Annotated in this window: 22 protein-coding genes; 8 read left to right on the forward strand and 14 right to left on the reverse strand. The window is 68.3% G+C overall.

Annotated features, from left to right (window positions below):
* Positions 1–30: 30 nt before the first annotated feature.
* Positions 31–1,476, forward strand: coding sequence for a hypothetical protein (locus tag ABL312_RS11555; RefSeq protein WP_349357526.1), 1,446 nt, complete (start codon positions 31–33; stop codon positions 1,474–1,476).
* 218 nt (positions 1,477–1,694) lie between these two features.
* Positions 1,695–2,204: a hypothetical protein gene (locus ABL312_RS11560; RefSeq protein WP_349357527.1), complete on the forward strand. Its 510-nt coding sequence runs from the start codon at positions 1,695–1,697 to the stop codon at positions 2,202–2,204.
* Between the two features lie 259 nt (positions 2,205–2,463).
* Here ABL312_RS11560 and cckA read toward each other — a convergent pair whose 3' ends face one another.
* From cckA to flgB, 7 genes are all read right to left on the reverse strand, one after another.
* Positions 2,464–5,013, reverse strand: coding sequence for a cell cycle histidine kinase CckA (gene cckA / locus ABL312_RS11565; RefSeq protein WP_349357528.1), 2,550 nt, complete (start codon positions 5,011–5,013; stop codon positions 2,464–2,466).
* Between the two features lie 71 nt (positions 5,014–5,084).
* Positions 5,085–6,161: a flagellar biosynthesis protein FlhB gene (gene flhB / locus ABL312_RS11570; protein WP_349357529.1), complete on the reverse strand. Its 1,077-nt coding sequence runs from the start codon at positions 6,159–6,161 to the stop codon at positions 5,085–5,087.
* Between the two features lie 3 nt (positions 6,162–6,164).
* A complete protein-coding gene (gene fliR / locus ABL312_RS11575; RefSeq protein WP_349357530.1) occupies positions 6,165–6,938 on the reverse strand; it encodes a flagellar biosynthetic protein FliR in 774 nt (257 codons plus the stop codon).
* Positions 6,939–6,941: 3 nt separating this feature from the next.
* Positions 6,942–7,208 (reverse strand): flagellar biosynthesis protein FliQ, encoded by a 267-nt coding sequence (gene fliQ, locus ABL312_RS11580; RefSeq protein ID WP_349357532.1) that lies wholly within the window; start codon positions 7,206–7,208, stop codon positions 6,942–6,944.
* 116 nt (positions 7,209–7,324) lie between these two features.
* A complete protein-coding gene (gene fliE, locus ABL312_RS11585; protein WP_349357533.1) occupies positions 7,325–7,639 on the reverse strand; it encodes a flagellar hook-basal body complex protein FliE in 315 nt (104 codons plus the stop codon).
* Positions 7,640–7,796: 157 nt separating this feature from the next.
* Complete coding sequence (gene flgC, locus ABL312_RS11590) at positions 7,797–8,207, reverse strand: flagellar basal body rod protein FlgC (RefSeq protein ID WP_349357534.1); 411 nt, start codon at positions 8,205–8,207, stop codon at positions 7,797–7,799.
* Positions 8,208–8,254: 47 nt separating this feature from the next.
* Positions 8,255–8,662: a flagellar basal body rod protein FlgB gene (gene flgB / locus ABL312_RS11595; RefSeq protein WP_349357535.1), complete on the reverse strand. Its 408-nt coding sequence runs from the start codon at positions 8,660–8,662 to the stop codon at positions 8,255–8,257.
* 104 nt (positions 8,663–8,766) lie between these two features.
* Here flgB and ABL312_RS11600 point away from each other — a divergent pair, with 104 nt between their 5' ends.
* Positions 8,767–10,671, forward strand: a complete 1,905-nt coding sequence (locus tag ABL312_RS11600) for a hypothetical protein (protein ID WP_349357536.1) — start codon at positions 8,767–8,769, stop codon at positions 10,669–10,671.
* On the forward strand, positions 10,668–11,462 hold the full coding sequence (gene fliP / locus ABL312_RS11605) for a flagellar type III secretion system pore protein FliP (RefSeq protein ID WP_349357537.1): 795 nt from the start codon (positions 10,668–10,670) through the stop codon (positions 11,460–11,462). Before ABL312_RS11600 ends, fliP begins: the two co-directional genes overlap by 4 nt.
* Before the next feature lie 10 nt (positions 11,463–11,472).
* On the opposite strand, the gene ABL312_RS11610 is transcribed toward fliP, so the two are convergent.
* From ABL312_RS11610 to ABL312_RS11630, 5 genes are all read right to left on the reverse strand, one after another.
* Positions 11,473–15,300: a hypothetical protein gene (locus ABL312_RS11610; RefSeq protein WP_349357538.1), complete on the reverse strand. Its 3,828-nt coding sequence runs from the start codon at positions 15,298–15,300 to the stop codon at positions 11,473–11,475.
* A gap of 183 nt (positions 15,301–15,483) precedes the next feature.
* Complete coding sequence (locus tag ABL312_RS11615) at positions 15,484–16,236, reverse strand: hypothetical protein (RefSeq protein ID WP_349357539.1); 753 nt, start codon at positions 16,234–16,236, stop codon at positions 15,484–15,486.
* Complete coding sequence (locus ABL312_RS11620) at positions 16,233–16,745, reverse strand: DUF6468 domain-containing protein (protein ID WP_349357540.1); 513 nt, start codon at positions 16,743–16,745, stop codon at positions 16,233–16,235. Before ABL312_RS11620 ends, ABL312_RS11615 begins: the two co-directional genes overlap by 4 nt.
* Positions 16,742–17,965, reverse strand: coding sequence for a flagellar motor switch protein FliM (gene fliM / locus ABL312_RS11625; RefSeq protein ID WP_349357541.1), 1,224 nt, complete (start codon positions 17,963–17,965; stop codon positions 16,742–16,744). Before fliM ends, ABL312_RS11620 begins: the two co-directional genes overlap by 4 nt.
* Positions 17,966–17,977: 12 nt before the next feature.
* On the reverse strand, positions 17,978–18,490 hold the full coding sequence (locus ABL312_RS11630; protein WP_349357542.1) for a flagellar basal body-associated FliL family protein: 513 nt from the start codon (positions 18,488–18,490) through the stop codon (positions 17,978–17,980).
* 281 nt (positions 18,491–18,771) lie between these two features.
* Here ABL312_RS11630 and flgF point away from each other — a divergent pair, with 281 nt between their 5' ends.
* From flgF to flgH, 4 genes are read left to right on the forward strand one after another with little or no spacing between them, the layout of a single operon-like run.
* Positions 18,772–19,509 carry a flagellar basal-body rod protein FlgF gene (flgF, locus tag ABL312_RS11635; protein ID WP_349357543.1) on the forward strand — a complete coding sequence of 246 codons (738 nt, stop codon included), beginning with the start codon at positions 18,772–18,774 and terminating at the stop codon, positions 19,507–19,509.
* A gap of 35 nt (positions 19,510–19,544) precedes the next feature.
* Positions 19,545–20,327: a flagellar basal-body rod protein FlgG gene (flgG, locus tag ABL312_RS11640; RefSeq protein ID WP_349357544.1), complete on the forward strand. Its 783-nt coding sequence runs from the start codon at positions 19,545–19,547 to the stop codon at positions 20,325–20,327.
* Between the two features lie 29 nt (positions 20,328–20,356).
* Positions 20,357–21,322, forward strand: coding sequence for a flagellar basal body P-ring formation chaperone FlgA (gene flgA / locus ABL312_RS11645; RefSeq protein ID WP_349357545.1), 966 nt, complete (start codon positions 20,357–20,359; stop codon positions 21,320–21,322).
* A complete protein-coding gene (flgH, locus tag ABL312_RS11650) occupies positions 21,322–22,074 on the forward strand; it encodes a flagellar basal body L-ring protein FlgH (protein ID WP_349357546.1) in 753 nt (250 codons plus the stop codon). Before flgA ends, flgH begins: the two co-directional genes overlap by 1 nt.
* Positions 22,075–22,322: 248 nt before the next feature.
* Here the strand turns inward: flgH and ABL312_RS11655 are convergent, their stop codons facing one another.
* Together ABL312_RS11655 and dksA are read right to left on the reverse strand one after the other, a co-directional pair.
* Entirely contained in the window at positions 22,323–23,504 is a 1,182-nt protein-coding gene (locus ABL312_RS11655) for an HD domain-containing phosphohydrolase (RefSeq protein ID WP_349357547.1), read from the reverse strand.
* Positions 23,505–24,182: 678 nt separating this feature from the next.
* The gene (gene dksA, locus ABL312_RS11660) at positions 24,183–24,599 is read right to left on the reverse strand and encodes an RNA polymerase-binding protein DksA (RefSeq protein ID WP_349357548.1); all 417 of its coding nucleotides are present in this window, start codon (positions 24,597–24,599) and stop codon (positions 24,183–24,185) included.
* Between the last annotated feature and the right edge of the window lie 53 nt (positions 24,600–24,652).

Here is a 24,652-nt window from a genome sequence, read left to right on the forward strand (position 1 = left end):
GGCGATCCCGGCCAATGAAGGAGCTCCCGCATGGTGAGCGGACGCCAGACGCTCGGATCGATCGAGCGCACCCTCGGCGAGATCCGGCGCGAGGAAGACGGGGTGAAGCGGCGCGTCGACGAGGCGATGCGCGCGTTGAACGACCTGCGCACGGCGGAGCTCGAGGCGTTCCGCGAGTTGGCCCGCTTTCGTCTCAAGGACGGCGGCAAGCATGCCTTCGGCCAGCGCATCGATCGCGACGAGGCGGCGGCGCGCGCGCGGCTCGATCAGCGCGAGCTCGCCCTGTCGTCGCTGCGGGCCGAGGTGGCCGCGCATGAAGGCGAGATCGCCACGCTGACCGAGGAGCGCCGCAAGCTGACGCGCGAGCGCGACGCGGCGAGCGACCGGCTCGATGCGCTGCTGGAAGACGTGGACGCGCGTCTGGCGCAGGACCCCGCCTTCGCCGCGCAGAGCGAGCGCGCGCAGGCCGCGCGCGCCACCGCCGAGGCCGCCCGCGCCAAGGCGACCCAGGCCGAGGCCGACCGGGCGGAGAAGGGCCGCGCCTATGAGGACGATCCGCTGTTTCTCTATCTGTGGCAGCGCGACTTCGGCACGTCGTCCTACGCCTCCGGCGGGCTCGTGCGCCTGCTCGATCGCTGGGTGGCCGGGTTGATCCGCTATCAGGACGCACGGCCCAACTACGCGATGCTGCAGCAGATCCCGGAGCGGCTGGCCGCCTACGCCAGCGACCGCGAGGCGGAAGCCGCCGAGGAGGAAGCCGAACTGGGCCGCCTGTCGCGCGCAGCCGCCGCCGATCTCGCCGGCGAGGATCTCGCCGCCAGGATCGAGGCCACGGACGCGCGCATCGAGGAAATCACGGGTAAGCTGGAGGCGCTCGAAGCCGCGCTGGAGGATCTTTCCGCGCGCGAACAGCCGTTTCTCGCCGGCACGGACACCGATTTCAAGGAAGCCGAGGCCGCGCTGCTGCGATCGCTGCGCTCGGAGGACCTCTCGACCCTTTATCAGGAGGCGTTGGCGACCCCTTCGCCCAAGGACGAGCGCATCGTCGCCCGGCTGAAGGACCTCGACCGCGACATCGACCGTCTCGCCCGCACCATCGAGGCCGAGCAGGCCTCGCTCGCCGATCTCGCCCGGCGCCGCGACGATCTCGCCAAGCTCGCCCGGCGCTTCCGCCGCAATCGCTACGACACCTGGGAGACGACCTTCGACGACGACAGTCTCACCGGCGTCCTGCTCGGGGAACTGGCCAAGGGCGCGCTCTCCGGCGCGGACTACTGGACCCGGGCGAAGAAGTCGCGCCGCCGGCGCGGGCGCCACGGCCGCAACGTCGGCTTTCCCGGCGGCATCGGCCTGCCGGGCTCCATGGGCGGGACCTTTCCCGGTCCCGGCGACGGAGACACGGGCTTCGGCGGTGGCGGATTCGGCTCGGGCGGGGGCTTCGGCGGCGGCGGCTTCGAGACCGGCGACACATTCTGACCGCGATCCGCACGCAGGGTCGGCCCGACACGCGCGATCCGGCACCGCGCGCCGGGTAACGTTACGCGGGATGCTGCGGCCAAGAGGGTTTGTTAACCTTGCTGGCGCATCGTCGGAACCGTTTGACAGAGTTTGACAGACAGGACCGCCGACCCCGCAGCCGCCGATCCGGCGCACAGCGGGTGCGCGCGAGCGGCCCAACGCAAGGGTTTTCCGCCATGATGTTTCGCGTTTTCGTCGTCGTGACCGCCGCGCTGGCGCTTGCCGCGTGCCAGTCGAGCCGCCGTCCGTCGGCGGATGTCGAACCGCAACAGGCCGTGCTCACAGTCCCGGCCGGGGCGCAATCCGTCACCGTCCGGGCCGACCCCGACACGATCCGCCAGACCATCCTGGCCAGCGCGACCGAACGCGGCACGCCGATCGCGCAGAACCAGCCCAACATGGTGGTGCTCGAACGGGTCGTCACCGAGCCCAATCCGGCGCTCGATTCCGAATTCGGCCCCTCCGACAACGGCGACCGCAAGTTCCGCATCCGCATCCGCTTCCAGGGCAAGGAGTGCGACACGCTGGTGGTGCAGGACGTCTTCGTCGTCAACAATGCGGGCACGGCGCTGGAACAGGTCTTCGCGCTCACCCAGCCGGAATACAATCCGCGCCAGAGCCTGCTCAACATGAAGCAGAAGGCCGAGCGCTTCGGCGGCTGCGGCGCACCCGGCGCCGGCGCCTGAGGCGCGATTTCCCGCAAGCTTGAGAATCGTCGGAGGGCGCCGGGTATCCCTGCGTCCCTGACACAGTCCCGGGACACGCCAGTTCCCGCGACACGCCAGTGCGCCTGACGCGCGTTCGCCAGCCCCATCCCCACCCGACCGCCCCGGAGACGGGCAATGCCTGGGTCATGCCCGCGCATGCAGGCGTCCGGCCCATGAATGCATCAAGGCCCGCCCGCACGTCGGCAAGCGCGACCGCCGGCCAGGGCGGTGCCGGCGCTCAGGTCGCCAGCACGTCCTTCACCACGGTGGCCAGCTGCTTCAGCGTGAAAGGCTTGGGCAGGAACGAGAATTTCTCGTTCTCCGGCAGGTTCTTCTCGAAGGCGTCCTCGGCATAGCCGGACACGAAGATGATCTTGAGATCGGGCCGCGTCTTGCGCAACTCGCGCAGGAGCGACGGCCCGTCCATCTCCGGCATCACCACGTCGGAGACCACGAGATCGACGTCGCCGCCGGTCTCTTCCATGATCTCCAGCGCCTCCGCGCCGCTCGATGCCTCATGCACCGTGTAGCCGCGCGACGTCAGCGCGCGCGCGGCGAACGCCCGCACGGCCTCCTCGTCCTCCACCAGAAGGATGGTGGCGGAGCCGGTGAGATCGGCAAGCGGCTGCTGCTCCACCTGCTTGACCTCGGTTTCCGCACCCTCCTCGCGCACGTGGCGCGGCAGAAAGATGCGGAAGGTGGTCCCTTCGCCGATCTCGCTGGCACAGAAAATGAAACCGCCGGTCTGCTTGACGATGCCATAGACGGTGGAGAGCCCCAGACCGGTGCCCTTGCCGACGTCCTTGGTCGAGAAGAACGGCTCGAAGATCTTCTCCATCACCTCCGGCGTCATGCCGGTTCCGGTGTCGACCACTTCGGTCAGCACATATTCGCCCGCCGGCATTCCTCGCGTGTTGTCGTAGGTCTTGGAGTCGTCCTCGGACACATTGAGCGTGCGGATCGTCAGCCGGCCGCCCTCGGGCATGGCATCGCGGGCGTTGACCGCCAGATTCACGATCACCTGCTCGAGCTGGTTGAGATCGGCCATCACCGGCCACAGGTCGCGCCCGTGCACGACCTTGAGCTCCACCTTCTCGCCCAGCAGCCGGTCGAGCAGGATCGACAGGTCGGCGAGCACGTCGTTGAGCGCCAGTTCCTTGGGCCGGAGCGTCTGGCGGCGCGAGAACGCCAGCAGCTGCCGCACGAGGCCGGCGGCGCGATTGGCGTTCTGCTTGATGTTCATGATGTCCTGGAAGGACGGATCGCTCGGCCGGTGGCTCGCCAGCAGCAGGTCGGAAAAGCCGATGATCGCGGTCAGGACGTTGTTGAAGTCATGCGCCACGCCGCCGGCGAGCTGGCCGATGGCCTGCATCTTCTGCCCCTGCGCGAACTGCGCCTCCAGGACCCGCTGCGCCGTCGTTTCCAGAACGTAGACGATGGCCGCATCGCCGTCGTCCTCGCCGTCGCGCACCGCCGAGACATAGACGGTCGCCGAGCGCCCCTCCTCGCGCTCGTCCAGCCGCACCTCGACCGGCGGGATCTCGCTCTGCCCGTCGGCGGCCGCCGCCAGCGCCTCCTGAAGCGCGGGCCGCGAGGTGCCGGTGACGAGATCCACCATCTTCGCCGCGCCGGACCCGCCCTCGCTGACGCCGAACAGGCGCACGAAGGGGGCGTTGGTCTTCTGGATCTGGCCGTCGCGCCCGATGGAGGCGATGGCGATCGGCGTGTTGTTGAAGAAGCGGGCGAAGCGCACTTCCGACGAGCGCAGCGCCTCCGAGGCGTCCTCGCCCTTGGAGCGGTTGAGTACCAGCGAGCGGCTTTCGCCGGCCAGCCCCTTGGCCCCGAAGGGCACGCGATGCAGGATCCGCGCGGGGATGCTGCGCCCGTTGCGCGCGACGAGATCGAGATCGAAGGTCTCGTTCTTCACTTCGCCCGGCTGCCCCTGCATGGAGAGCAGAAGTTCGGCGCCATCCCCGCGAATGAAGTCGGAGAGCGCCACCGTGCCGGTCTTGAAGGTGACGAGATCGTAGCCGAGCCAGTCGGCGAGCGTGGCGTTGAGATAGACGAGACGGCCCGCCGCATCGCAGGAAAAGAAACCCGCCGGCGCGTGATCGAGGAAATTGATCACCCGCTGCAGCTCCTGGAAGGAGGTCTCCTGCTCGGTGCGGTGCGCGCTGATGTCGGCGATCTGCCACACGATACAGGCGCGCGTGTCCTTGCCCCCGGACGCCTTCGGCAGGTCGAGCGGGCGCACGCGTACCCGGTACCAGCACGGCGGCCCGTCCTCGGCGCCGAGCGCATGCGACAGGCGGATTTCCTCCTCGCCGCCGCGCGCGTCCTCGGCGGCGCGGGCAAGATGAAAGATCGCGTCCGTGGCGCCCGCGTCATGCGAGAAGACCCGTTCCACGCCGCGCACGTCGCTCGTGGACGCCGCCCCGACGATCCGCGCGTAGGCGGCGTTGGCGTAAACGATGCGCCCGTCGCGCTCGGTGACGAGCACGCCCTCGTCGAGCGTGTTGACGAAGGCCGCGGGCACCGGGCTCGGGGGCGTGCGCATGGTGAAGCGCACCAGCCCGATCGCCGCGGCGAAGAGGGAGAAGATGCCGATCACGGCGAGCGTGCCGAGCAGCGCCAGCACATAGGGCTCGGCCCGTTCGCGCGTCATGAAGGCAAAGGCGACGGCAGCCGCCACCAGGGCCAGCGCCAGGAGAATGAGAAGGCTGATGCTGCCGGAGCGCTCCGGCCGGTCAAGGGCCGGCCCCTTCGGGCCGGAATCCGTCTCGTTCATGTGTCACCCCGCAGCGCCCGACGGCGCGCGCCTGCCGTTCCAGCTCGTTGTCTCCGGCGACGCGGCGCCGCTCAGCCGCGCCACGATCCGCGTTCCCGCATTCGATAAACGAAACCGATCACTTCCGCCACCGCGCGATACTGCTCTTCCGGCACTTCCTGGTCGATGTCGAGGAGCGCGTGCAGCGCGCGCGCGAGCGGCGGGTTCTCGATCACCGGCACCTCGTTGTCGCGCGCGATCTCGCGGATCTTCAGCGCGATCTGGTCCGTGCCCTTGGCCACGCAGATCGGCGCCTGCATGCCCTGCTCGTATTTCAGCGCGACCGCATAGTGGGTCGGGTTGGTGACCACCACGGTCGCCTCCGGCACCGCCGCCATCATGCGCTTGCGCGACCGCTCCATGCGCAGCTGCCGGATCTTGCCCTTCACAAGCGGATCGCCCTCGGTCTGCTTGTACTCCTCCTTGACCTCGCGCTGGGTCATCTTCTGTTTCTCGAACCACTTGTTGCGCTGGTAGAGGTAGTCGAGCGCCGCCACGACGGTCATCACCGCCAGGATGGCCGCGATGAGCTGCAGGATCAGCTCGCGCGTTTCCTCCAGAAGGACGCCGGTCTCGCGGAAGATCATGGTGTCGATCTCCGCGCGATGCGGCCAGAGAACGGCGACCATGACGCCGCTCACCACCGCGATCTTCACCAGCCCCTTGGCGAAGTTGACGAGGCTTTCGGAGGAAAACAGCCGCTTGAAGCCGGCCAGCGGCGAGATCTTGTTGAGCTTCGGCTTCATCCGCTCGGCCGACCAGACCAGATTGTGCTGGATCATGTTGCCGATCAGCGCCATCGCCAGCAGCAGCAGAAGCGGCAGCGCCAGGATGGCGGCGAGCCGGGTCCCCGTGTCCTGCCACAACTCGCCGAGCGCCGGCCCGTCGACGGGAATGTCGTGCGCATGCACCAGATAGCCGCGCAGCGCGTCGTGCAGGCCGTCGGCGGCCGATGGCGCGAGCATGGCGACCACGAGCCCCGTGCCGAGCATCGCGAACCAGGTGGAGACCTCCTGGCTCTTGGCGACGTCGCCCTTCTTCAGCGCGTCGTCGAGCTTTTTTTGCGTGGGGTCTTCTGTCTTCTCGGCGTCGTCTGTCTGCTCGGACATCGTCTACCCCGCGATGAACCGGCCGAACGCCGTTTCGAAATGACTGAGATACCACATCATCATGGTCACCAGCAGGGCGAAGAGCATCACCCCTCCGATGGCGATGTTGAGCGGCATGGCGATGAAGAAGATCTGCATCTGCGGCATCAGCTTGTTGAGCAGACCGAGGCCGAAATAGAACACAAGCCCGACGACGATGAAGGGCGCGGACAGGCGCACCGCGATCTCGAAGATCTCCGCGACCAGCCCGGTCGCCAGTTCCGTCAGATCGCCGATCGGAAGACCGGCGCCGGGCGGGAACAGCTGGAAACTGTCGTGCATCGCCGCGATGACGAGGTAGTGCAGGTCGAAGGCGAAGACCAGCGTGATGCCGAGCAGCGAGAGAAACGAGCCGATCACCGCGCCCTGCTGGCCGTCCATCGTCGGATCGGTGGCCATGGCGAAGGCCAGACCCGACTGGGTGGCGATGATCATGCCGGCGATCGACAGCGCATAGGTGATCAGCCGGGCGCTCAGGCCAATGAAGAAACCGATGGCGAACTCGCTCGCGAACAGGACCATCACACGGGCGAGGGTCGTCGTGGCCGTCACGTCGTAAAGCGGCGTCATCAGCGGATAGAAGACCAGCGTCAGCAGCACCGCGATGGCCAGCCGGATGCGCGGCGAGATCGAGGTCTCGCCGAGCGCCGGCATCAGCATCAGCATGGTGCCGATGCGCGCGAACATCAGCATGAACAAAAGAGCGACCTGCGGCAGAAGCGCGATGTCGAGCGTCATGGCCTATCCGCCGCCGATGATCAGATCCGCCAGCCGCGCGGTGTAGCTGTTGAGCGCCTGCCCCATGAAGGGCAGCGTGACGATCAGCGTCACGAAGATCGCCAGGATCTTGGGCACGAAGACGAGGGTCATCTCCTGGATCTGGGTCAGCGCCTGAAACAGCGCGATCACCACGCCGACCGCAAGGCCGACGACCATCGGCGGCGCGGCCACGATGATCAGCGTCCAGATCCCCTGGCGGGCGATATCGAGCACCTCCGGCCCCGTCATTCCGGCCTCACCATATCGCTTCCGCATCCCCTCGCCCGCGGCCCCGTCACCCTATGCCCCGGCGCGCAGGCCCGTCCTCATCCCGGCGCGGCAAACGCACCGCCGGCAGAGAGACGTCAGATCGGCATGCGCATGATCTCCTGATAGGCGGAGATGACGCGGTCGCGGACGGAGACCAGCGTTTCCATCGCGACCTCGGTTTCAGCGACCGCCGTCACGACATCGACGACATTGGCCTTGCCCTGCGTCATCGCCAGCGCCTGCGCGTCCGACTTCTGCCCCTGTTCGACGACGGTATCGACCGCCGACTTCACCATGTTGGCAAAGTCGGGCGCGCCCGTCGACGCCTTGTCCAGCGGTTTATCCTGATTCGCACCGGCGAGCGCGGACGTCATGCGATAGGCGTTGGCGGCAATCGAGGGGATCGACATGGCGGTTACTCCGGGTACGTGCGGATCGGGCGGGCGCGAACGTCACGACGACGCGCGGGATTTCAGATGCGCGCGGCATGAGCTCAAGCGCGCGGGATTTCAGGTGCGCGCGGCGCAGGCTCAGGCGCGCGGGATTTCAGGTGCGCGCGGCGAAAGCTCAGGCGCGCAAAATTTCAATGGTCTTCTGCAGCATGCGCCGCGTCGACTGGATCAGGTTGAGGTTGGCCTCGTAGGAGCGCTGCGCCTCGCGCATGTCGGTCATTTCCACCAGCGTGCTGACGTTCGGCATCTTGACGTTGCCGTTGGCGTCGGCCGCCGGGTGGCCGGGCTCGTAGCGCTGCTTGAAGTCGGAGCGGTCGACCTCGACGGGACCGAGCTTGACGACCTCGGCATTGAGTTCGCGGTCCAGCGTGGTGCGAAAGGTCGGGATCTTGCGCCGGTAGGGATCGTCCTCCGGGGTGCGCCCGGTGGAATCCGCGTTGGCGATGTTTTCGGCGATGATCCGCATGCGCCCGTTCTGGGCCTTCAGGCCCGTGGCGGCGACGAAGATCGACTTCATGAAATCCACGGCGACACTCCTTCGCGCTTACCTGAATTCAAGCCGGGGACGCGCCATCACGCGCCACGCGACAGGGCGGTTCGGATCAGGCCGAGCCCCTTGGTGTAGAGCGAGGTCACGGCCTGATAGTCCATCTGGTTGGCCGTCACCTTCATCATCTGCTCCTCCAGCACCACGGTGTTGGCGTCCGGTGTGACCTCGAAGCCGGTGACCGGATCGGCCTTTGCCCCGCCGGTTTCGCGAAGCATGGAGCCCTTGAGGTGACCGCTGCTGGTGCGCGCCGTCTCGATGCCGACCGTGCGCGCCCGCAGCGCGGTTTCGAAGGAGAATTCCTCCAGATCGCGCCCGCGGTAGCCGGGCGTATCCGCATTGGCGACATTTTCGGCCAGCACGCCCTGGCGGCTTTGATGCCACTGCATCTTCGCCTTCAGCGCCTGGAAGAGATTGAGATCAGTGATCGCCATGGTCGCGGTCCGCATCCGACTCCGTCATTGCTCGGCAGATCCTGCCGGGCATATGGTTAACGGGCGGTTAACGATTAACGAACTGGCAATCTTCGGGCGCGCAAATGCGCCAATTCGCTCCCGCGCGCGGTGCCCACGCGTTGCAGAGTGCGGGGCGCCTTGGGCAAATTTTGCCGCCCGCGCGCTTCCTTCTTTGTGAGAATCGCGCAAAGCGGATAAACAAATGCGGGCGAACGTCGGGATTCGCCACCCGTGTTCCGCGCGGTTCGCAAGCGTCGCGCCTCGCACGGGCGGAAACGGGCCCCGGGCAAACGCCCGCCCGGGCTTCCGGGAAGCCGGGTCTCAAAAAAACATGCGGCGCCGCGGCTGTGCGTCGCGGCAAAGAGTTTCGAGAAAAAAGGCCGAATGGCATGACAAGTTGGCTGGTGGATACCTTCCAGATGGAGCCGGGCCTGGCCCGCGGCATCGGCTTCTTCATCGCCGTGGTGGTGGTTCTGCTGCTGATCGCCGTCTTCGTCTGGATCCTGCGGCGGGTGTCCGGCGCCCGCACCATGGGCGGACGGGCCCGTCAGCCGCGCGTGGCGGTGATGGACGCCGCCGCCCTCGACGCGCGCCGCCGCCTGATCCTGATCCGCCGCGACAATGTCGAGCATCTGCTGCTCGTCGGCGGTCCGAGCGATGTGGTGGTCGAACGCGGCATCGTGCGCGGCGTGCCGGTCGCCCAGGCCTATCCGCGCCAGCCCTCGGCGGCGGCGGCCGAAGCGACCGCCGCCGCCCTTGCGGCCAATGAATACGAGCCGGCCGCGCCGCAGGCACCGGTCGCACCGCCTCCCGCACAGCCGGCTCCCGCTCAATCGGCTCCCGCGCAGGCTGCACCGGTTCCGCCGACCCCGGCGCCAGCTGCGCCGCGCGCCCCGGCCCCTGCGCCACGCCCGCCGGCCCGCCCGGCCGCTTCGCGCCCTCCGCAGGCGCCCTCCGCGCCGGAGGCACCGATGCGTCCCTCGCCGCGCAATGCGGCTCCCGCCGAAGCCCGCCCCGCGCCGGCGCCTGCGGAAGACCCGCGCCGCCCGGCCTCTCCGCTGCATCGTGCCGGCGCCTCGGTCGCCGCCGCCGGAGCGGCCGTCGCCGGTCTTGCCCGCAACGCGTCGGCCGCCGCGCGCCCGCAAGGGGAACCGGCCGCCCCGGCGCGCCAGCCCGCCCCGCCGCGCCGCGCCATCACACCGCCCTCCTCCGGCCCGGCCGCGACGGCCCGCACGGCCTTCCCCCAGCCAGAGGAAAACCCGCGTCCGGCGAAGCCGGCCCCGGAGGCGACCGCTCCAGGCCCCGGCACGCGCGGCGACGCCGAACCGCCGACGAAGGACCCCGCCCGGCCCCAGAGCCAAGCTCCACAGGGCCCGGCCCGGGCCGACGCCTCAGACCACCCGAAGGCAAGTGAGCCAAAGCCCGAACCGAAGCCCGAGGCGGCAAAGGCGGAGGCTGCGGCCAGGCCGGCCGACACGAAACCGGCCGACGTGAAACCGGCGACACCCGAGCCGGCGCCGGCCAAGCCCGCCGCCCCGGCAACGCCGCCCCCGTCAGAGCCGCAAAAGGCGCAGGCACCGGCGGGCGAAGCCGCAAAGCCGGACGTCCCGGCCGAAAGCAAACCCGCCGCCCCCAAGCCGGACGCGCCGAAGCCGGCAGAGCCAAAACCGGCCGAGCCCAAGCCTGCCGAGCCGAAACCTGCCGAACCCAAACCGGCGGAATCCAAGCCCGCCGCCGAGGCCAAACCGGCTCCGTCGCTGGAAGAGGCCCTGCTCGCGGAATTCGCGCAGAGCGGCCCCGCCCAGACAGGCGCGACACCGGACACCAAGGCTCCTGCCGAGCCCGAGCCTGCGCCGGCGGCTGCCGCGCCTGCGGAACCCGAGGCGCCGGCCCCGAAGAAGGACGGCAGAAGCGACGTCACGATGGATGCGATCGAGGAGGAAATGGCACGCCTTCTGAGCGAGATCGGCGGATCGAAGGACAAATGATTCGACGGGGCCGCCGCACCGCCCGGCCGCGCCGATGGCGTTTCGGCCTGACGGGCGCCGCGCTGGCGGTCGCCCTCGGCTCCGCCGGGCTTCTCGCGCTTCTGCTCGGCCCGGCCTCCGCCCAGGACATCTCCATCGGTTTCGGCGAGGGCACCGGCCTGACCGAGCGCGCGGTTCAGCTGATCGCGCTGCTTACGGTTCTCAGCCTCGCCCCGTCGATCCTGGTGATGGTGACAAGCTTCACCCGCATCATCGTCGTCCTGTCGCTGCTGCGCTCGGCCATCGGCCTGCAGACCGCGCCGCCGAACGCGGTGATGACGTCGTTGGCGCTGTTTCTCACCGCCTTCATCATGGCCCCGACCTTCGAGGCCGCCTACAACGAGGGCATCCAGCCGCTCGTCGAGGGGTCGGTGGAACTGGACGAGGCCTTCGAACGCGCCTCCGAGCCGTTCCACCTCTTCATGCGGGCGAATGTGCGCGAGCAGGATGTCGAGCTCTTCGTGGAACTGTCCGGTCAGCCGGCACCGGAAACGCCGGAAGAGCTGAGCCTGCGCATTCTGGTGCCCGCCTTCATGATCAGCGAGTTGCGTCGGGCCTTCGAGATCGGCTTCCTGCTCTATCTGCCGTTTCTCATCATCGATCTGGTGATCGCCTCGGTGCTCATGTCGATGGGCATGATGATGCTGCCGCCGGTGGTGATTTCCCTGCCGTTCAAGCTGATCTTCTTCGTGCTGGTCGACGGCTGGAACCTGATCGCGGGCAGTCTCGTGCAGAGTTTCGCGAGCGGCTAGGTCTGGCCGCTCAGCCGGCGTCCGCCGTTTGCGCTTCGGCCGCGGGCGCGGCGGGCGCATCCGGCGCGCCGTCGCGCCGGGCGGTGCGGTCCTCGGCCGGCTCGACGGCCGGCGCCGGAGCGATGGCCGGTTCGGGCGTGATGCTCGGCTGCAGATACTTGCGCTGATATTCCTGAAGGAAGATGTCGAGGGAATCGACCGTCTCCAGACTGTCGACGACGGAGACGAACTCCACGCCGCGCTCCTCGGCCGGCCGCGTGACGACCTCGAACGCCGCCGCCTCCGGACTGTCGCTCATCTTTTCCAGGAACTTCGCCTTGAGGCGGCTGAGGCTGAAGCCGTCGTCGGCGAGCGAATAGGCGATCGCCGCCTTGAGGATGTCGGCGCGCTCCTGATCGGCCAGCGGGATCGGGTCGGACCAGCGCCCGCCGACGATGCCCTCCAGCTGTTCGCCCGCCTCGCGCCAGCTGCGCGCCGCCCACAGTGTATCGGCCCGAAGCCGCTCCACGTCCTCGCCGCGCATGTTGCGCACGATCTCGAGCGCCAGATCGGGGCGGCCGCTTTCGGTCAGCGCGCGCGCCTCCACCATGTTGCGCTGGCGCTCCAGCTCGCGCGGAAGCTTCGCCTGCCGGGTCTTGTTGAGCACGCGCAACGCCTCCTCCGGCTTGCGGTCCATCAGATAGACGACGCCCAGATCGGCCGCGATCTGCGCGCGGGCCGCGCCCTTGAGCCGGTTGTCGACCTGATGGCGCAGGAGTTCCGCCGCCTGGTCGAGCAGGTCCATCGCGATGAGCCGGTTGGCCAGCCGGCGCACCATGGCGTCGCCCCGGCGCCCGACCGGCGTCATTTCCCGGAAATCGTAGAACAGGGCCAGCGCCTTGACCGGCGACATGCGGTCCGCTTCACCGTTCAGGTAGAGGTTGGCGAAGACGGCGCTCATCTCGTCCTGCAGCAGCCGCGTCGTGTCCGCCCCGCCGTTCGCCTGCACGGCGGACTGCATGGCCTCGAACGCCTGCCGGTACTCGCCGTTCTGCACCAGCAATTGCGCCAGGAAGCGCAGGGTCTTCAGTTCGGTCTCGTCGCCGCGCCAGGAGGCCGCGAGGCCGGCGAGCGCGTCGATGGTGTCCTCGGTGCTTGCATCGCCGTCGCGGTGGCGGATGCGCAGGGCGCGATAGGCGGCCTCGGCGGCCAGCGGACGCTCGTCCGAGCGCTGCACCAGGTCAAAGGCCGTCAGCGCCTCGCGCGAGCGGCCCGAGGCATCGGCGACCTGGCCGCGAATGATGTCGTAGCGCGCCGCCTGCTTCGGCGTGGCGAGGCTCGGATCGATCTCCGACAGCACCGCCGCCGCCTGCCCGAAATCGTTGACCTCCACCATGGTGCGTGCGGCGGCCAGATTGAACTCCGTCTGCACCAGAACGGGATAATTGCCGATCACCGCCTCGCCGCGGCTCATGTTGCGCGTCGCCCCGGACCAGTCGCGCAGCGCGGCGGAGGTGATCGTGCGCCACACAGCCGCGTCGGCGTTGTTGATGAGCTCGGGCCTGTCGAGGTAGCTCTCCGCCTCGCGCGGGCGCGCCGCCAGCGCCTGCGCCGCGCCCATCAGCAGGTTGAAGCTCGGTTCCCGGGTGATCGCCGGGTCGTCTTCGGCGGCGAGCCGCATCAATCCGAGCGCCTCATGCGCGAACCCATGCGCCAGATAGAACCGCGACAGGTTCATGCGCGGAATGCGCCGCGCCTCCAGCGGCGTGTTGGCGATGGCGAACTCATGCTCCTTGATCTTGCGCAGGAAGTGCTCGGTATCGCTCGTCATGAGGTTGCCGAGATCGATCTGCCCGGGGCTCGACGGATCGGCCAGCGGCTCCAGCACGCGCGAGCCGCGCGCCAGATCGCCGTTGGACACCGCAAGCCCGCGCGGGCGGGCGATCACCACCGTGTCGCCCTCGGCGCGCACCTCGAGATCGTCGGCCTTGGCGCGCACCGCGATGCCATGCGCCGACATCAGCGCGTCGAATTCGGCGAAGGACTGGGACTTGAGAATGCCGCGCGCCGGCCCGAGCCCCGTCACCGTGGTGATGATATCGCCGACGTAGGGGTCGCGGATCTCGCGCACGTTCGCCGGATTGCGGAACGGCACGGTGATCACGGTGCTGCCGTCGCTGCGCACGGACCGTTCCATCACCAGGGGGCGGGAGGGCTCGAGGATGGTGTTGCCGATGGTCATCACCCACGAACTGCCGTCGACCCCGATGGTGGCGAGCTTCTCCTGCTCCAGATCGATCCGGATCGACTGCCAGCCGTCGCCCGTGGTCACCTCCACCGACTCGACGTCCTCGGCCAGGACCGAGCGCATGCCGCGCACGTCCACCGGATCGCCCGTGTCGAAGACCAGCCACATGCTGCCATGGCGGCGAAACACGGAGGACGCCACCGGCTCGGAAAAGGGAAACACCACGCGCACGATGTCGCCGATGCGCCGGGCTTCCGCTGCGACGAAACGGCGGGTCTCGTCGTCATAGCCGGCCGGCGTGGATTCCGGATTGACCGCATCCGGCAGTGCCGCCGGGCCCGCGGGGGCGCTCTCGGGTGCCTCGGGTGTCTCGGGCGCAAAGGCCGCAAGGTCGATGACGGGGGGAACGCTTGCTCCCTCGGGCGTTGGCGGTGGCGTTTCGGCCGGTTCCGACGTTGCGGCCGGCGGCGCGGCCGCGCTTTCGGGTTCGCTCTCCGCGACGGGCGCCGGAGCCTCCGCAACGTCGCTCGGTTCGGCCGGCGTGTCCGGTGTCGGGCCCTCGGCCGCATCGGCGGCGGGTTTTACGGGCGGCGCCGGCACGGGCGGGCGTTCCGGGCTCGTGCCCCCCTCGCTGCTCCCGGTCTCAGGCTCTGGCGCGGGTTCGGGTTCGGGCTGCGGTGCGGCGGCTTCGGCGGAGACCGGTCCGGCCGGCGCGACGACGAGATCGCGGGCCCCGCTCGGCGTTCCCGTGCGTTCGGCGAGCGCCTCGTCGATCTGCGCGTTCACCGGATCGGTGGGCATGTCGCGCGGCGTCACGTCGACCACATAGGCGTCCTCTTCCCGGAAGGCGCGAATGTCGACGTCGGGCGCGGTGCGCAGCAGGAATTTCAGCTTGCCCTCGTCGGTGAAGGCGGTCGCGTCGACCACCCCGGGCGGCAGTTGCGCGCGCAGCCGGCCAAGATCCAGGTCCGTTTCGTGGTTGAAGGTGACCTTGACCATGTCGCCCTCGCGCACGAAGGCGGAATCGAAGTTCACGTTCCACACGAAGGCGAGCCGCGTGAAGGTCGGATGGCTGCCGATGCGCAGATCGACGCGCGGCTCCTCCTGGCCCTTGAGCCGGGCCTGCTCCAGCGCGCGCGCCCGGCGCAGCGCCGCCTCGGCGCGCTTGGCGAGTTCGCGCACCACATCGTCCGGCAGTCCCGGCGGCATGCCCGTCCATCCCGGCGGCAGCAGATCGATGAAGAGCTTTTCGCCCGCCTCCATCGTGTTCACCCGGAAGTCCGCCATCAGCGCGAAACGGATCGCGGAGCCGTCGGGATCGCGGCGGGCGATGGAGATGTAGTTTGGCATGTCGATGGGCACGGTATCGACGTCGACGCGCACTTCGTCCTGGAAGCGGATCCGCAACACGCCGTTGGAGGCCAGCGCATCGTACTCGGGCAGCAGCGTGCGGTCGGCGAAGGTGAGGACGAGACGGCCGTAGCCGTCCTCCTGCGTGGCGGCGAGCGTCGCGTCGAGCGGCTCGGCGGCGAGCGGGACGGCGGCAGCGACCGTTGCCAGCGCGACGAGTCCCGCGCGCGCCAGCCCCGCGACGGTCCGTGCGGGACGCACGCAACCGCGCAGCGCCGCGCTTGCGGCGGCGCGCAATGCTCCTGCAACTGGCCGACGGTTCGTGTTCACCCGCGTTCCTCGTCAAGCGCCTGACGTCGCGCCAGTGTAGCGGCGCCTGCTTAACGCCCCCTTTCGCGCGTCGCACACACGCGCAAGCCGCGCAAACGCGGGGTCGCCGCCATCTCAGTTGCCCATGATTTTCGGAAGCGCATCCACGCCGGTGGCGTCGCCCGCCTGGGGGTCGAGTGCCGCCTCGCGTCCGCGCACCAGCGCGACCGTCAGGCGCTCGCTCGCCTCCGGCGACATGCGGCCCATGATGTCGGCCATCTTGCGCGGCTTCATGGCCTTGGCCACCTCCAGCAGGATATCGAGATCGAGCCGGTCGAAGATGCGCGCGGCATCCTTGGCCTTCATCGATTCATACATCATGACCAGATTGCGCAGATCGCCGTCGCGCTTGGCCTTTTCCGCCTCGCGCTGCTCGGTGATGCTGGCCTCCAGCGCGCGGATTTCCTCGACCTTCTTCTTCAGCCGGTCCTCGGTGGACTTGAGGATCTGCTCGCGCAGCTCGAACTGACGCTCGCGCTGGTCGAGCTCCTGGCGCCGGTCGCTCAGGGACTCCAGCACCTTGCGCTCGGCGATCGAACCGCCGAGCTCCAGCCCCGCCGGCAAGCCCTCGCCCGTCGCGTCGCCGCCGGCAAGTCCGCCATCGGGCAACGGCGCCTCGGCCGCACCGTCCGCCGCTGCGTCGCCGTCCTGCGCGGGCGCGTCCTCGCCTGCGTTTGCCCCGGCGGTCTCGTCGGCCGTCTGCGCCATCGCCACGCTCACGCCGCCGCCGGTGACCCCGTCACCGGCGAGCAGCAGATCCGCAAGCTTAAGGCCCAGAAGGGCACTGGCCGCCAGCAGGAGAACGGGGATCAGGCGCAGGCTCGTCATGCGGCCTGCTCCGCGCTGCGCTTGCGGAAGTGCTCGAGGCGGGCGGTCGCTTCCATCGCGGCGGAGCGGATGTCGCTCGCGCGCAAGGGGGCCGAGGGGGGCGCCGAGGGAGCCGGTGCTGCGGGCGCGGCCGCCTGCGGCTGGACCGCGGGCTGCGGCGCGGGCGCCTCCGCGGGCGTGCGGGCGGCCGCCGTGATCTGCGTGATGCGGTCGAGCACGGCGTTGCCGGTGCGGATCTGGTCGGACAGCGTGTGCGACAGCTGCTCGGCGCTCACCAGCCGCGCGCCGAGCGTGCGGTCGGCCTCGCCGGCCGTGGCCTTGAGCCCGATGATCGCGCGCTCGGCGATTTCCGACGCGGTGATCAGTTCGGAGATGGTGGCGCGCAGGCTTTCCTCGTCCGCGCGCAGGCGCTTGAGGCGCTTGTTGAGAATGACGCAATAGCCGATGGTCACCAGCAGCAGCACGGCGACGAGGCTTTCGATCATCAGTCCGACGGGCATCGTGCTCATGTTGGGTCCATTTCCTTCTGCATGGCCCGCTCGAACGCGGCCAGGGTCATCTTGGGCTTTTGCAAGCCACGCTCGATGCGCACGGCGATCGCATCCTCGTCCTTGCCCATCACGCCTTCGGTGAGGGGGATCCCCCCGCATTTTATGGCGACGGGGTCGTTCGGCGATACGTCGAAGAGCAAAGTCTCCCCAACCTGCAGGTCGAGCACACGGCCGAGCGGCAGATGCGTTTCGTAGAGCACCGCGTCGACGTCGATCTCGGCGGCGTAGATCTCGGTGGCCAGGTGGCCCTCCCAGATCGGGTCGCGGCCGAACTTCTCGCCCATGAACATCTGGAGCAGCAGATCGCGGATCGGCTCCAGGGTCGCATAGGGCATCATGATTTCGATCTTGCCGCCGCGGTCTTCCATGTCGATGCGCAGCTCGACGAGGATGGCCGCATTGGCGGGACGCGAAATCGCGGCGAAGCGGGGATTGGTCTCCAGCCGCTCCAGATTGAACCTGACGGGCGAGAGCGGCGAGAACGCCTGCTCCATGTCCTGCATGATGATCTCGATCATGCGGCGCACGAGATTGCTCTCGATGGTCGTATAGGGCCGCCCCTCCACGCGCACCGCCGACATGCCCCGTCCGCCGCCGAGCAGCACGTCGATGATCGAGTAGATCAGGCTCGATTCCACCGTGCACAGGCCGAAGCCGTCCCATTCCTCCGCCTTGAACACGCCGAGGATCGCCGGCAGCGGGATCGAGTTCAGGTAGTCGCCGAAACGCACCGAGGAAATGCTGTCGAGCGACACCTCGACGTTGTCGGAGGTGAAATTGCGCAAGGACGTCGTGGTCAGCCGCACCAGGCGGTCGAACACGATCTCGAGCATCGGCAGACGCTCGTAGGACACCATCGCGGAGTTGATCAGCGCGCGGATGCCGCTCTGATCGGCCGCGATCGTGTCCTCGATGTTGAAGCCCAGGAGGTTGTCGATCTCCTCCTGGTTGAGAATACGATCTGCGCCGCGGGTGGCGTTCTCGAGTTCCGGCTCGCTGTCGTCGATCATCGCCGCCCATTGGGCGGCCATGTCGTCGCCCCCGGCGACGCCCTGCTCCTCGAGCGCGGCGCCCCAGGCGGCGGCGAGATCCTCGTCGTCGTCGTCGCCCCCGCCCTGCTCGGCAAGCGCCTCGCCCCAGGCTTCGTCGATGTCGCCAAGATCGTCGTCGTCGGCCATGGCAGTGCGACCCTACTGAACCAGAATTTCCTTGAACAACACGCCCTCCACCCGCGCCGGGTAGACGGCCGTGTTGATCCGTCTGAGCAACTCTTCCTTGAGTCGGAACAATCCGGAAGAGCCCTCCAGATCCGCCGGGCGCAACTCGCGCAGATAGACCTGGAAGGCATCGAGGATGCGCGGCAGGAATGGCTCGATCTTGTCCACGACGTTGTCGTCTGCGACTTCCAGCGCGATGCGCACCTTCAGGTAGGTGGCACGCCCGTCCGTCGACAGGTTCACCGTCATCTCCGGCAGGTCGTAGAAGACGACCGGCTTCTGCTCCACCACCGGCTCGGCGCCGGGTTCGGCCACCGGCTCGGACCCGCCGAACAGGCCGAGGAAATAGGCGGCCGCACCGCCACCGACGAGAAGCAGGACCAGACCGCCCGCCCCGAAAATGATCAGCTTTTTCTTCTTGCCGCCGCCGGCATCGCCCTCGCCCTCTTCGGCCTGGGCGTCGGCTGCATCCGCATCCGCCGTCATGTCGGTACTCTCTCGTTGCGCAGCCCCTCCCGCGCGATCCCTATATCTAAAGAGAGAATGGTTAACGAGTGGTTACCAATCCGTTAACGGCTTGCAGAATGCGGCAAGTTTTGCCGCCCGGCAGCGGCGCGCGGCCACTCCTGCCGGGCCCGGATCCGGCCGCACCCCGATTTTCTCAATGATTTCAGCATCGCACAATCTGGCACGGTCCCTGCTTACATGGTTAACGAGCGGCCGATCTGGGGAGACGGTCGCTCGCTGGGGAGCACAGGAACGGTGATATGGAGAATGCGCTTCTGATCGGGCTGTCTCGACAGACGGCCCTTCGCAACCAATTGAGCATGGTGGCCAACAATCTGGCCAACATGAACACCAACGGCTTCAAGGCACAGCGCCTCCTGTTCGAGGAGTATCTGATGCCCGTGGCCGAGGCGAGCGAGTTCGAGACCGGCGACCAGGTCTATTCCTACGTCCTGGACTACGGCCAGTCGTCGAACTTCCAGCCGGGGTCGATCTCGATCACGGAAAACCCCTTCGACATCGCCCTCGAGGGCGAGGGGTTCATGGTCGTGCAGACGCCCGCCGGTGAACGCTACACCCGCGACGGCGCGCTGCATCTCGACGCCACCGGGCAGCTGGTGACCAGCCAGGGCCTGCCGGTTCTCGGCGAGGGCGGCCCCGTCACCTTCGCGGCGAACGAGACCGACATCACCATCGCCGAGGACGGCACGATCTCTTCCTCGCTCGGTCAGCGCGGCCGGCTGCGCGTGGTCGAATTCGACAATCCGCAGTTTCTCGAGCGCGTCGGCGACAATCTCTTCGCCGGTGAAAACCCGCTGCCGGCCGACAATGTGACCGTGCTGCAGGGCGCCATCGAGAAGTCGAACGTCTCCGGCGTGATCGAGGTGACGCGGATGATCGAGATCACCCGCGCCTACACCTCGGTCTCCAAGATGCTCTCCGAAGGCAATGAGCTGCGCAAGACCGCCATCGAGCGGCTCGGCACGGTTCAGGCCTGAGGCCCGACGAACGGCCAAGCGAAAGGAATGACGCCATGAAGGCACTTCACATCGCCGCGACCGGCATGCGGGCCCAGGAGCTCAATGTCGAGGTCATCTCGAACAACGTCGCCAACATGCGCACCACCGGCTACAAGCGCCAGCGGGCGGACTTTCAGGATCTGCTGTATCAGAACCTGCGGCGCATGGGCACCAACACCTCCGCCAACGGCACCATCGTGCCGACCGGCGTGCAGGTCGGCTCGGGCGTCAAGACCGCCTCGACCGCGCGCATCATGAGCCAGGGCAACCTCGCCCAGACCGGCAAGGAACTCGACGTCGCGATCCGCGGCGAGGGCTTCTTCCAGATCCAGATGCCGGACGGCGGCACCGCCTACACCCGCGACGGCTCCTTCGAGCGCGATGCCAACGGCCAGCTCGTCACCGTCGACGGCTATGCGGTCGACCCGGGCATCGTGATTCCGCAGGACGCGCGCGACGTCACGATCAGCGCCGACGGCCAGGTGCAGGTGGTCGGCGCCGGCAATGCGATCCAGCAGCTCGGCCAGATCCAGATCGCCCGCTTCGTGAACAAGTCCGGCCTCGAGGCCATCGGCGACAACCTGTTCCTGGAGACGGAATCGAGCGGCGCGGCCGTCGTCGGCGCCCCCGGCGAGGACGGTTTCGGCGATCTGATGCAGAACCATCTCGAAATGGCGAATGTCGACGCGGTCGGCGAGATCTCCGATCTCATCGCCGCCCAGCGCGCCTACGAGATGAACTCGCGCATCATCAAGGCGGCCGACGAAATGTCGTCCACCACCTCCAACCTGCGCTGACGCGCCGCGCGCGCTGAAGGAGACCGACGATGATCCGCCAAAGCCTTACCGCCGCCGTCCTGTTGCTGCTGGCCACCGGCCATGCGCTTGCCGCCGGCAGCCTGCGCTCGCATGTCGCGGTCACGGCCGATGTCGTCACCGTGGGCGATTTCTACCCCGAGGCCGTGCGCGCCGCGACGGTGCCGATCTTCCGCGCGCCGGATCTCGGCACGCGCGGCCAGGTGCCGGCCGCCACGGTCGCCGAGCGGGCCCGCGCCGCCGGCTATCTCGATGCCGCCACCGACGGCTTGCGCCAGGTCGTGGTCGAGCGTCTCGCGCAGCACATCGGCCCGCGCGAGGTCGAGGCGGCGGTGCGCGACGCGCTGGCCGCCCGCCATCCCGACATCGAGCCCGCCGCGCTGGAGCTGTCGCTCAGCGGCGTGGAGGACACGCACCTCGTCTCCGCCGACCTGCCCCGGCCGATCGCGGTGCGCGATCTCGCCTGGAACCGCGCGAACGGCCGGCTGACCGCGCGCGTGCGCATCGCCACGGCAAATCGCGTCGTGACGCATACCGTTGCGGGCCGCGCGCTGGAAATGGTGGAGGTTGTCGCCGCCCGCCATCCCATCGCCCGCGGCACGGTCATCACCGCCGATGACCTGACACTGCAGAAACTGCCGCGCGGCCGCATGACCGACCAGGCCGTCACCGAGGTCTCGCAGCTCGTCGGTCTCGCCGCCCGCCGGTCGGTGCGCGCCGACAGCCCCTTGCGCTCTGCGGACTTCGAGCCGCCGCTCCTCGTCAAGCGCGGCGAACGCGTCACGCTGATCTACCGCTCCGGCAATCTGACTCTGACCACCATCGGCCAGGCGCTCGCCAACGGCGCCGAGGGCGATGTGGTCGACATCGTCAATCTTCAGTCCCGTCGCACTGTGTCGGGCATCGTTCACGCACACGATCAGGTCGTGGTCGGCCTCGGTCACCGCCGCCTGGCCCAGCTTGGGGAGACGAACTGATGGCTCCGCACTCCCGTTTCGTGAAGACCGCCGCCGTTCTGGCGCTCACGCTCGCCACCGCCGCCTGCGGCTCCGCCGACCGCCTGTCGCAGGTCGGTCAGGCCCCGGCGCTGACCGCGATCCAGGACCCGACGACGACGCCCGGCTATCGCCCCGTGCAGATGCCGATGCCGACGCCGCAGGCTGTCCACTACAATTCCAACTCGCTGTGGCGCTCCGGCGCGCGGGCCTTCTTCAAGGATCAGCGCGCGGCCCGGGTCGGCGACATCCTCACCGTTCTGGTGACGATCTCCGACCGGGCAGAGTTCGACAATGCCACCGAGCGCAGCCGCTCGGGCAGGGATTCCAGCGGCACCGGCGGGGCCGTCGGGGCCGCGATCAACACGCTGTTCCTGCCCTCGGGCACGAGCGCCGACAATCTGGTGTCCTCGGAAGGCGCCTCGGAGTTCAAGGGCAGCGGCAAGGTCGACCGCGAGGAAACCCTGGAAACCAAGGTCGCCGCCGTCGTCACCCAGCTGCTGCCCAACGGCAACATGGTGATCGAAGGCCGTCAGGAGGTGCGCGTCAACTTCGAGGTGCGCGAACTGATCGTCGCCGGCGTGGTGCGTCCGGAGGACATTTCCTCCAACAACACCATCGAGAGCTCGAAGATCGCCGAGGCCCGCATCGGCTACGGCGGACGCGGCCAGATCACCGACGTGCAGCAGCCGCGCTACGGCAGCCAGGTTCTCGACATCGTGCTGCCCTTCTGACACTGCGCTCCGGCGGCCCGAGGGGTCGCCGCACCGCTCCCCGTCCCGCATCGGCCCGCCTCCCCTTCGGCAGGCCGGCGCGCTCCCCCTCCCCAGCCGTTCCATTGCTCCCCAGGCACGAACGGCGAACGGGCACGGTCTCCCGCTCCCCGGCGGACCGTGCCCGTTCCATTTCCTGTCAGTGAAACCACCGGTTCCGCGCGGCCGTCGTGCGCGGATGCCCCGCCGGCCGTGTTTGGCGGCGTCGCTCAGGCGACGCCGCGGCGCGCCACCCTGCCCGCCGGCGTAGCCTCCAGCGGATGCCGCCCGTCCCGAAGGCAGGGGCCGAGACGGTCCGCCGATGCGCTGGCGCCGCGCTGCGAGGAGAAGACCGGATTGAGCACCATCGTGCGAAAGGCGGCGAAGAGCTTCTGGTCGAGCTTGCCCCGCATCTCCGCCATCTGGGCGATCGCCAGCCGGGGCGTCATCCCCTCCTTGTAGGCGCGCTTCTCGGTGAGAGCGGAGAAGATGTCGACGATGGTCAGCATCCGCACGAGCGGCGGAATCCGGTCTTCGGCGAGACCGTCCGGATAGCCCGTGCCATCGAGATATTCGTGATGGCTGCGGATACCGGCGAGCACCATCGGGTTGGCCTTGCCGCATTTGCGCACGGCGTCCTCGCCTTTTTGCGGATGGTTCATGATCGCCTTGCGTTCCGTGGGGCTCAACGCCCCCGGCTTTTCCAGAACGCTGATCGGAATGAAGAGCTTGCCGACATCGTGCAGCAGACTGGCTTCGGTCAGCAGACGGTTGTCCGCCTCGTCCAGGCCGATGTGGCGGGCGAAGGCGCTGGCGAAACCGGCGACATTCATGATGTGGCGGCAGGTCTGGCTGTGGTGCATCTCGACCGCGCTCAGCCATTCGCTCAGCCCGTCGTTGCCGATGGCGCCGGCAATCGCCGAAACGCTGCCGTCGAGCGCGCGCAGCGGCAAAGGCCGGTTGGCCCGCATGGCCGCGGAGACATCGCGATAAAGCGCATCCGTCGTCTCGACCGCTGATGCAATCCGGCTCGAGCGCATCGCAAGGGCGACATTGAGATCCCGGTTGAGAATGGAAAGGACGGCCGCCTGGACCTTGTCAAGCTTGTCGTGCTCGGCAAAGACCTGTCCGACCCCGAGCGCCTCGGCCTGAACGACGCCGACCCGCTCGCGGTCCGGCGCCACATAGATCATGTCGTCGCGCCGCCGCGCCTCGCCGGTCAGCTCCGCGATCCGCTGCACCGTCCCGGCAAGTCGAAGCCCGGCGTGGATCAGCACGACGCGGGCCTCGTCGACGTCGCCCTGCGTTGCACGGGCCGCGGGGGCCTGAACGACATTGAAAGACGCGAAGAGCTGCGCCACCAGATTGGGCTGGGGCGTTGCCTCATCCGTCAGAATCAAGAGATCGATCATGGCGTGTCTGTCCAGTTCGCTGAAGGTCGCGGCGCCGATCGCTCGGCACCCCTCCGAAGATTAGACATCCGCACCTTTGAGAAATATTAACTCGGCAGTATACAAAATATTTCTAAAGTCTTAATTACTAAAAGTTGCAGGCAAATTTCCGCACAACACTCGGCATTTTTACGCAGAGGAACACAATTTTCGCTGTGTCAAGTGACCCGGCCGGACGTTGCCAGAGGTTAACGCGGCAGCGATTGCACCGCGCGGCCGTCACGTTGCTGCAATTGCAAAAGCCTGACCGCAAGGTCTGCCCCACCGCAATTCGAGGATGCCCATGCGGGACAGGGCCGGGCGGGGATCTCATGACGGCAAGTGTCGGAGAGCGCGTGTCGATCCGGCGGCGCGAAGTCCGATCCGGATCGCCTGGCCAAAGCCACGAGCCAAAGCGCCTGGCCAGAACGACGGGCCAACGCCAAGGACAGAAGCAACTGGCAGAGGCTGCGGCGCGAACGCGCGACCGGTCGCCCGGGGCGCTTCAAGAAAGGCCTGAAACGTCAGGTGAGCCCATAAAATCGGGTGCGCCAAAAAAATGCCGGCGAGGACGTCGCCGGCCGGGGCCCGCGGTCGCAGGCACCGCAGGGCGAGGCTGCGGACCGGCGGATCGATCCACCGCCGGCCCGCGCCGTCCTGTCAATCGTCGCGGTAGACCTTCTCGCGCCGCTCGTGCGCTTCCTGCGCCTCCAGCGACAGCGTCGCGATGGGGCGCGCCTCGAGCCGCTTGAGCGAAATCGGGTCGCCGGTCTCCACGCAATATCCGTAGGACCCGTCCGCGACACGCTCCAGCGCGGCGTCGATCTTGGCGATCAGCTTGCGCTGGCGATCCCGCGCCCGCAATTCGATGGACCGATCCGTCTCCGACGACGCGCGATCGGCGATGTCGGGATGGTTCTGGCTTTCCTCCTGGAGATTGGCAAGCGTCTCGCGGCTTTCCTTGAGAAGCTCCTCCTTCCACTTGAGCAGCTTGCGCCGAAAATACTCGCGCTGCCGCTCGTTCATGAAAGGCTCGTCCTCGCTCGGACGATATTCGGCGTCCAACTCAACCGTCATGTCCCACTCCGGCTCCCATGTGGCCGCGCGGAATATAGCGGGACGCGCCGCGC

Origin of the sequence: Stappia sp. (assembly GCF_040110915.1) — a bacterium.
Taxonomy (GTDB): domain Bacteria; phylum Pseudomonadota; class Alphaproteobacteria; order Rhizobiales; family Stappiaceae; genus Stappia.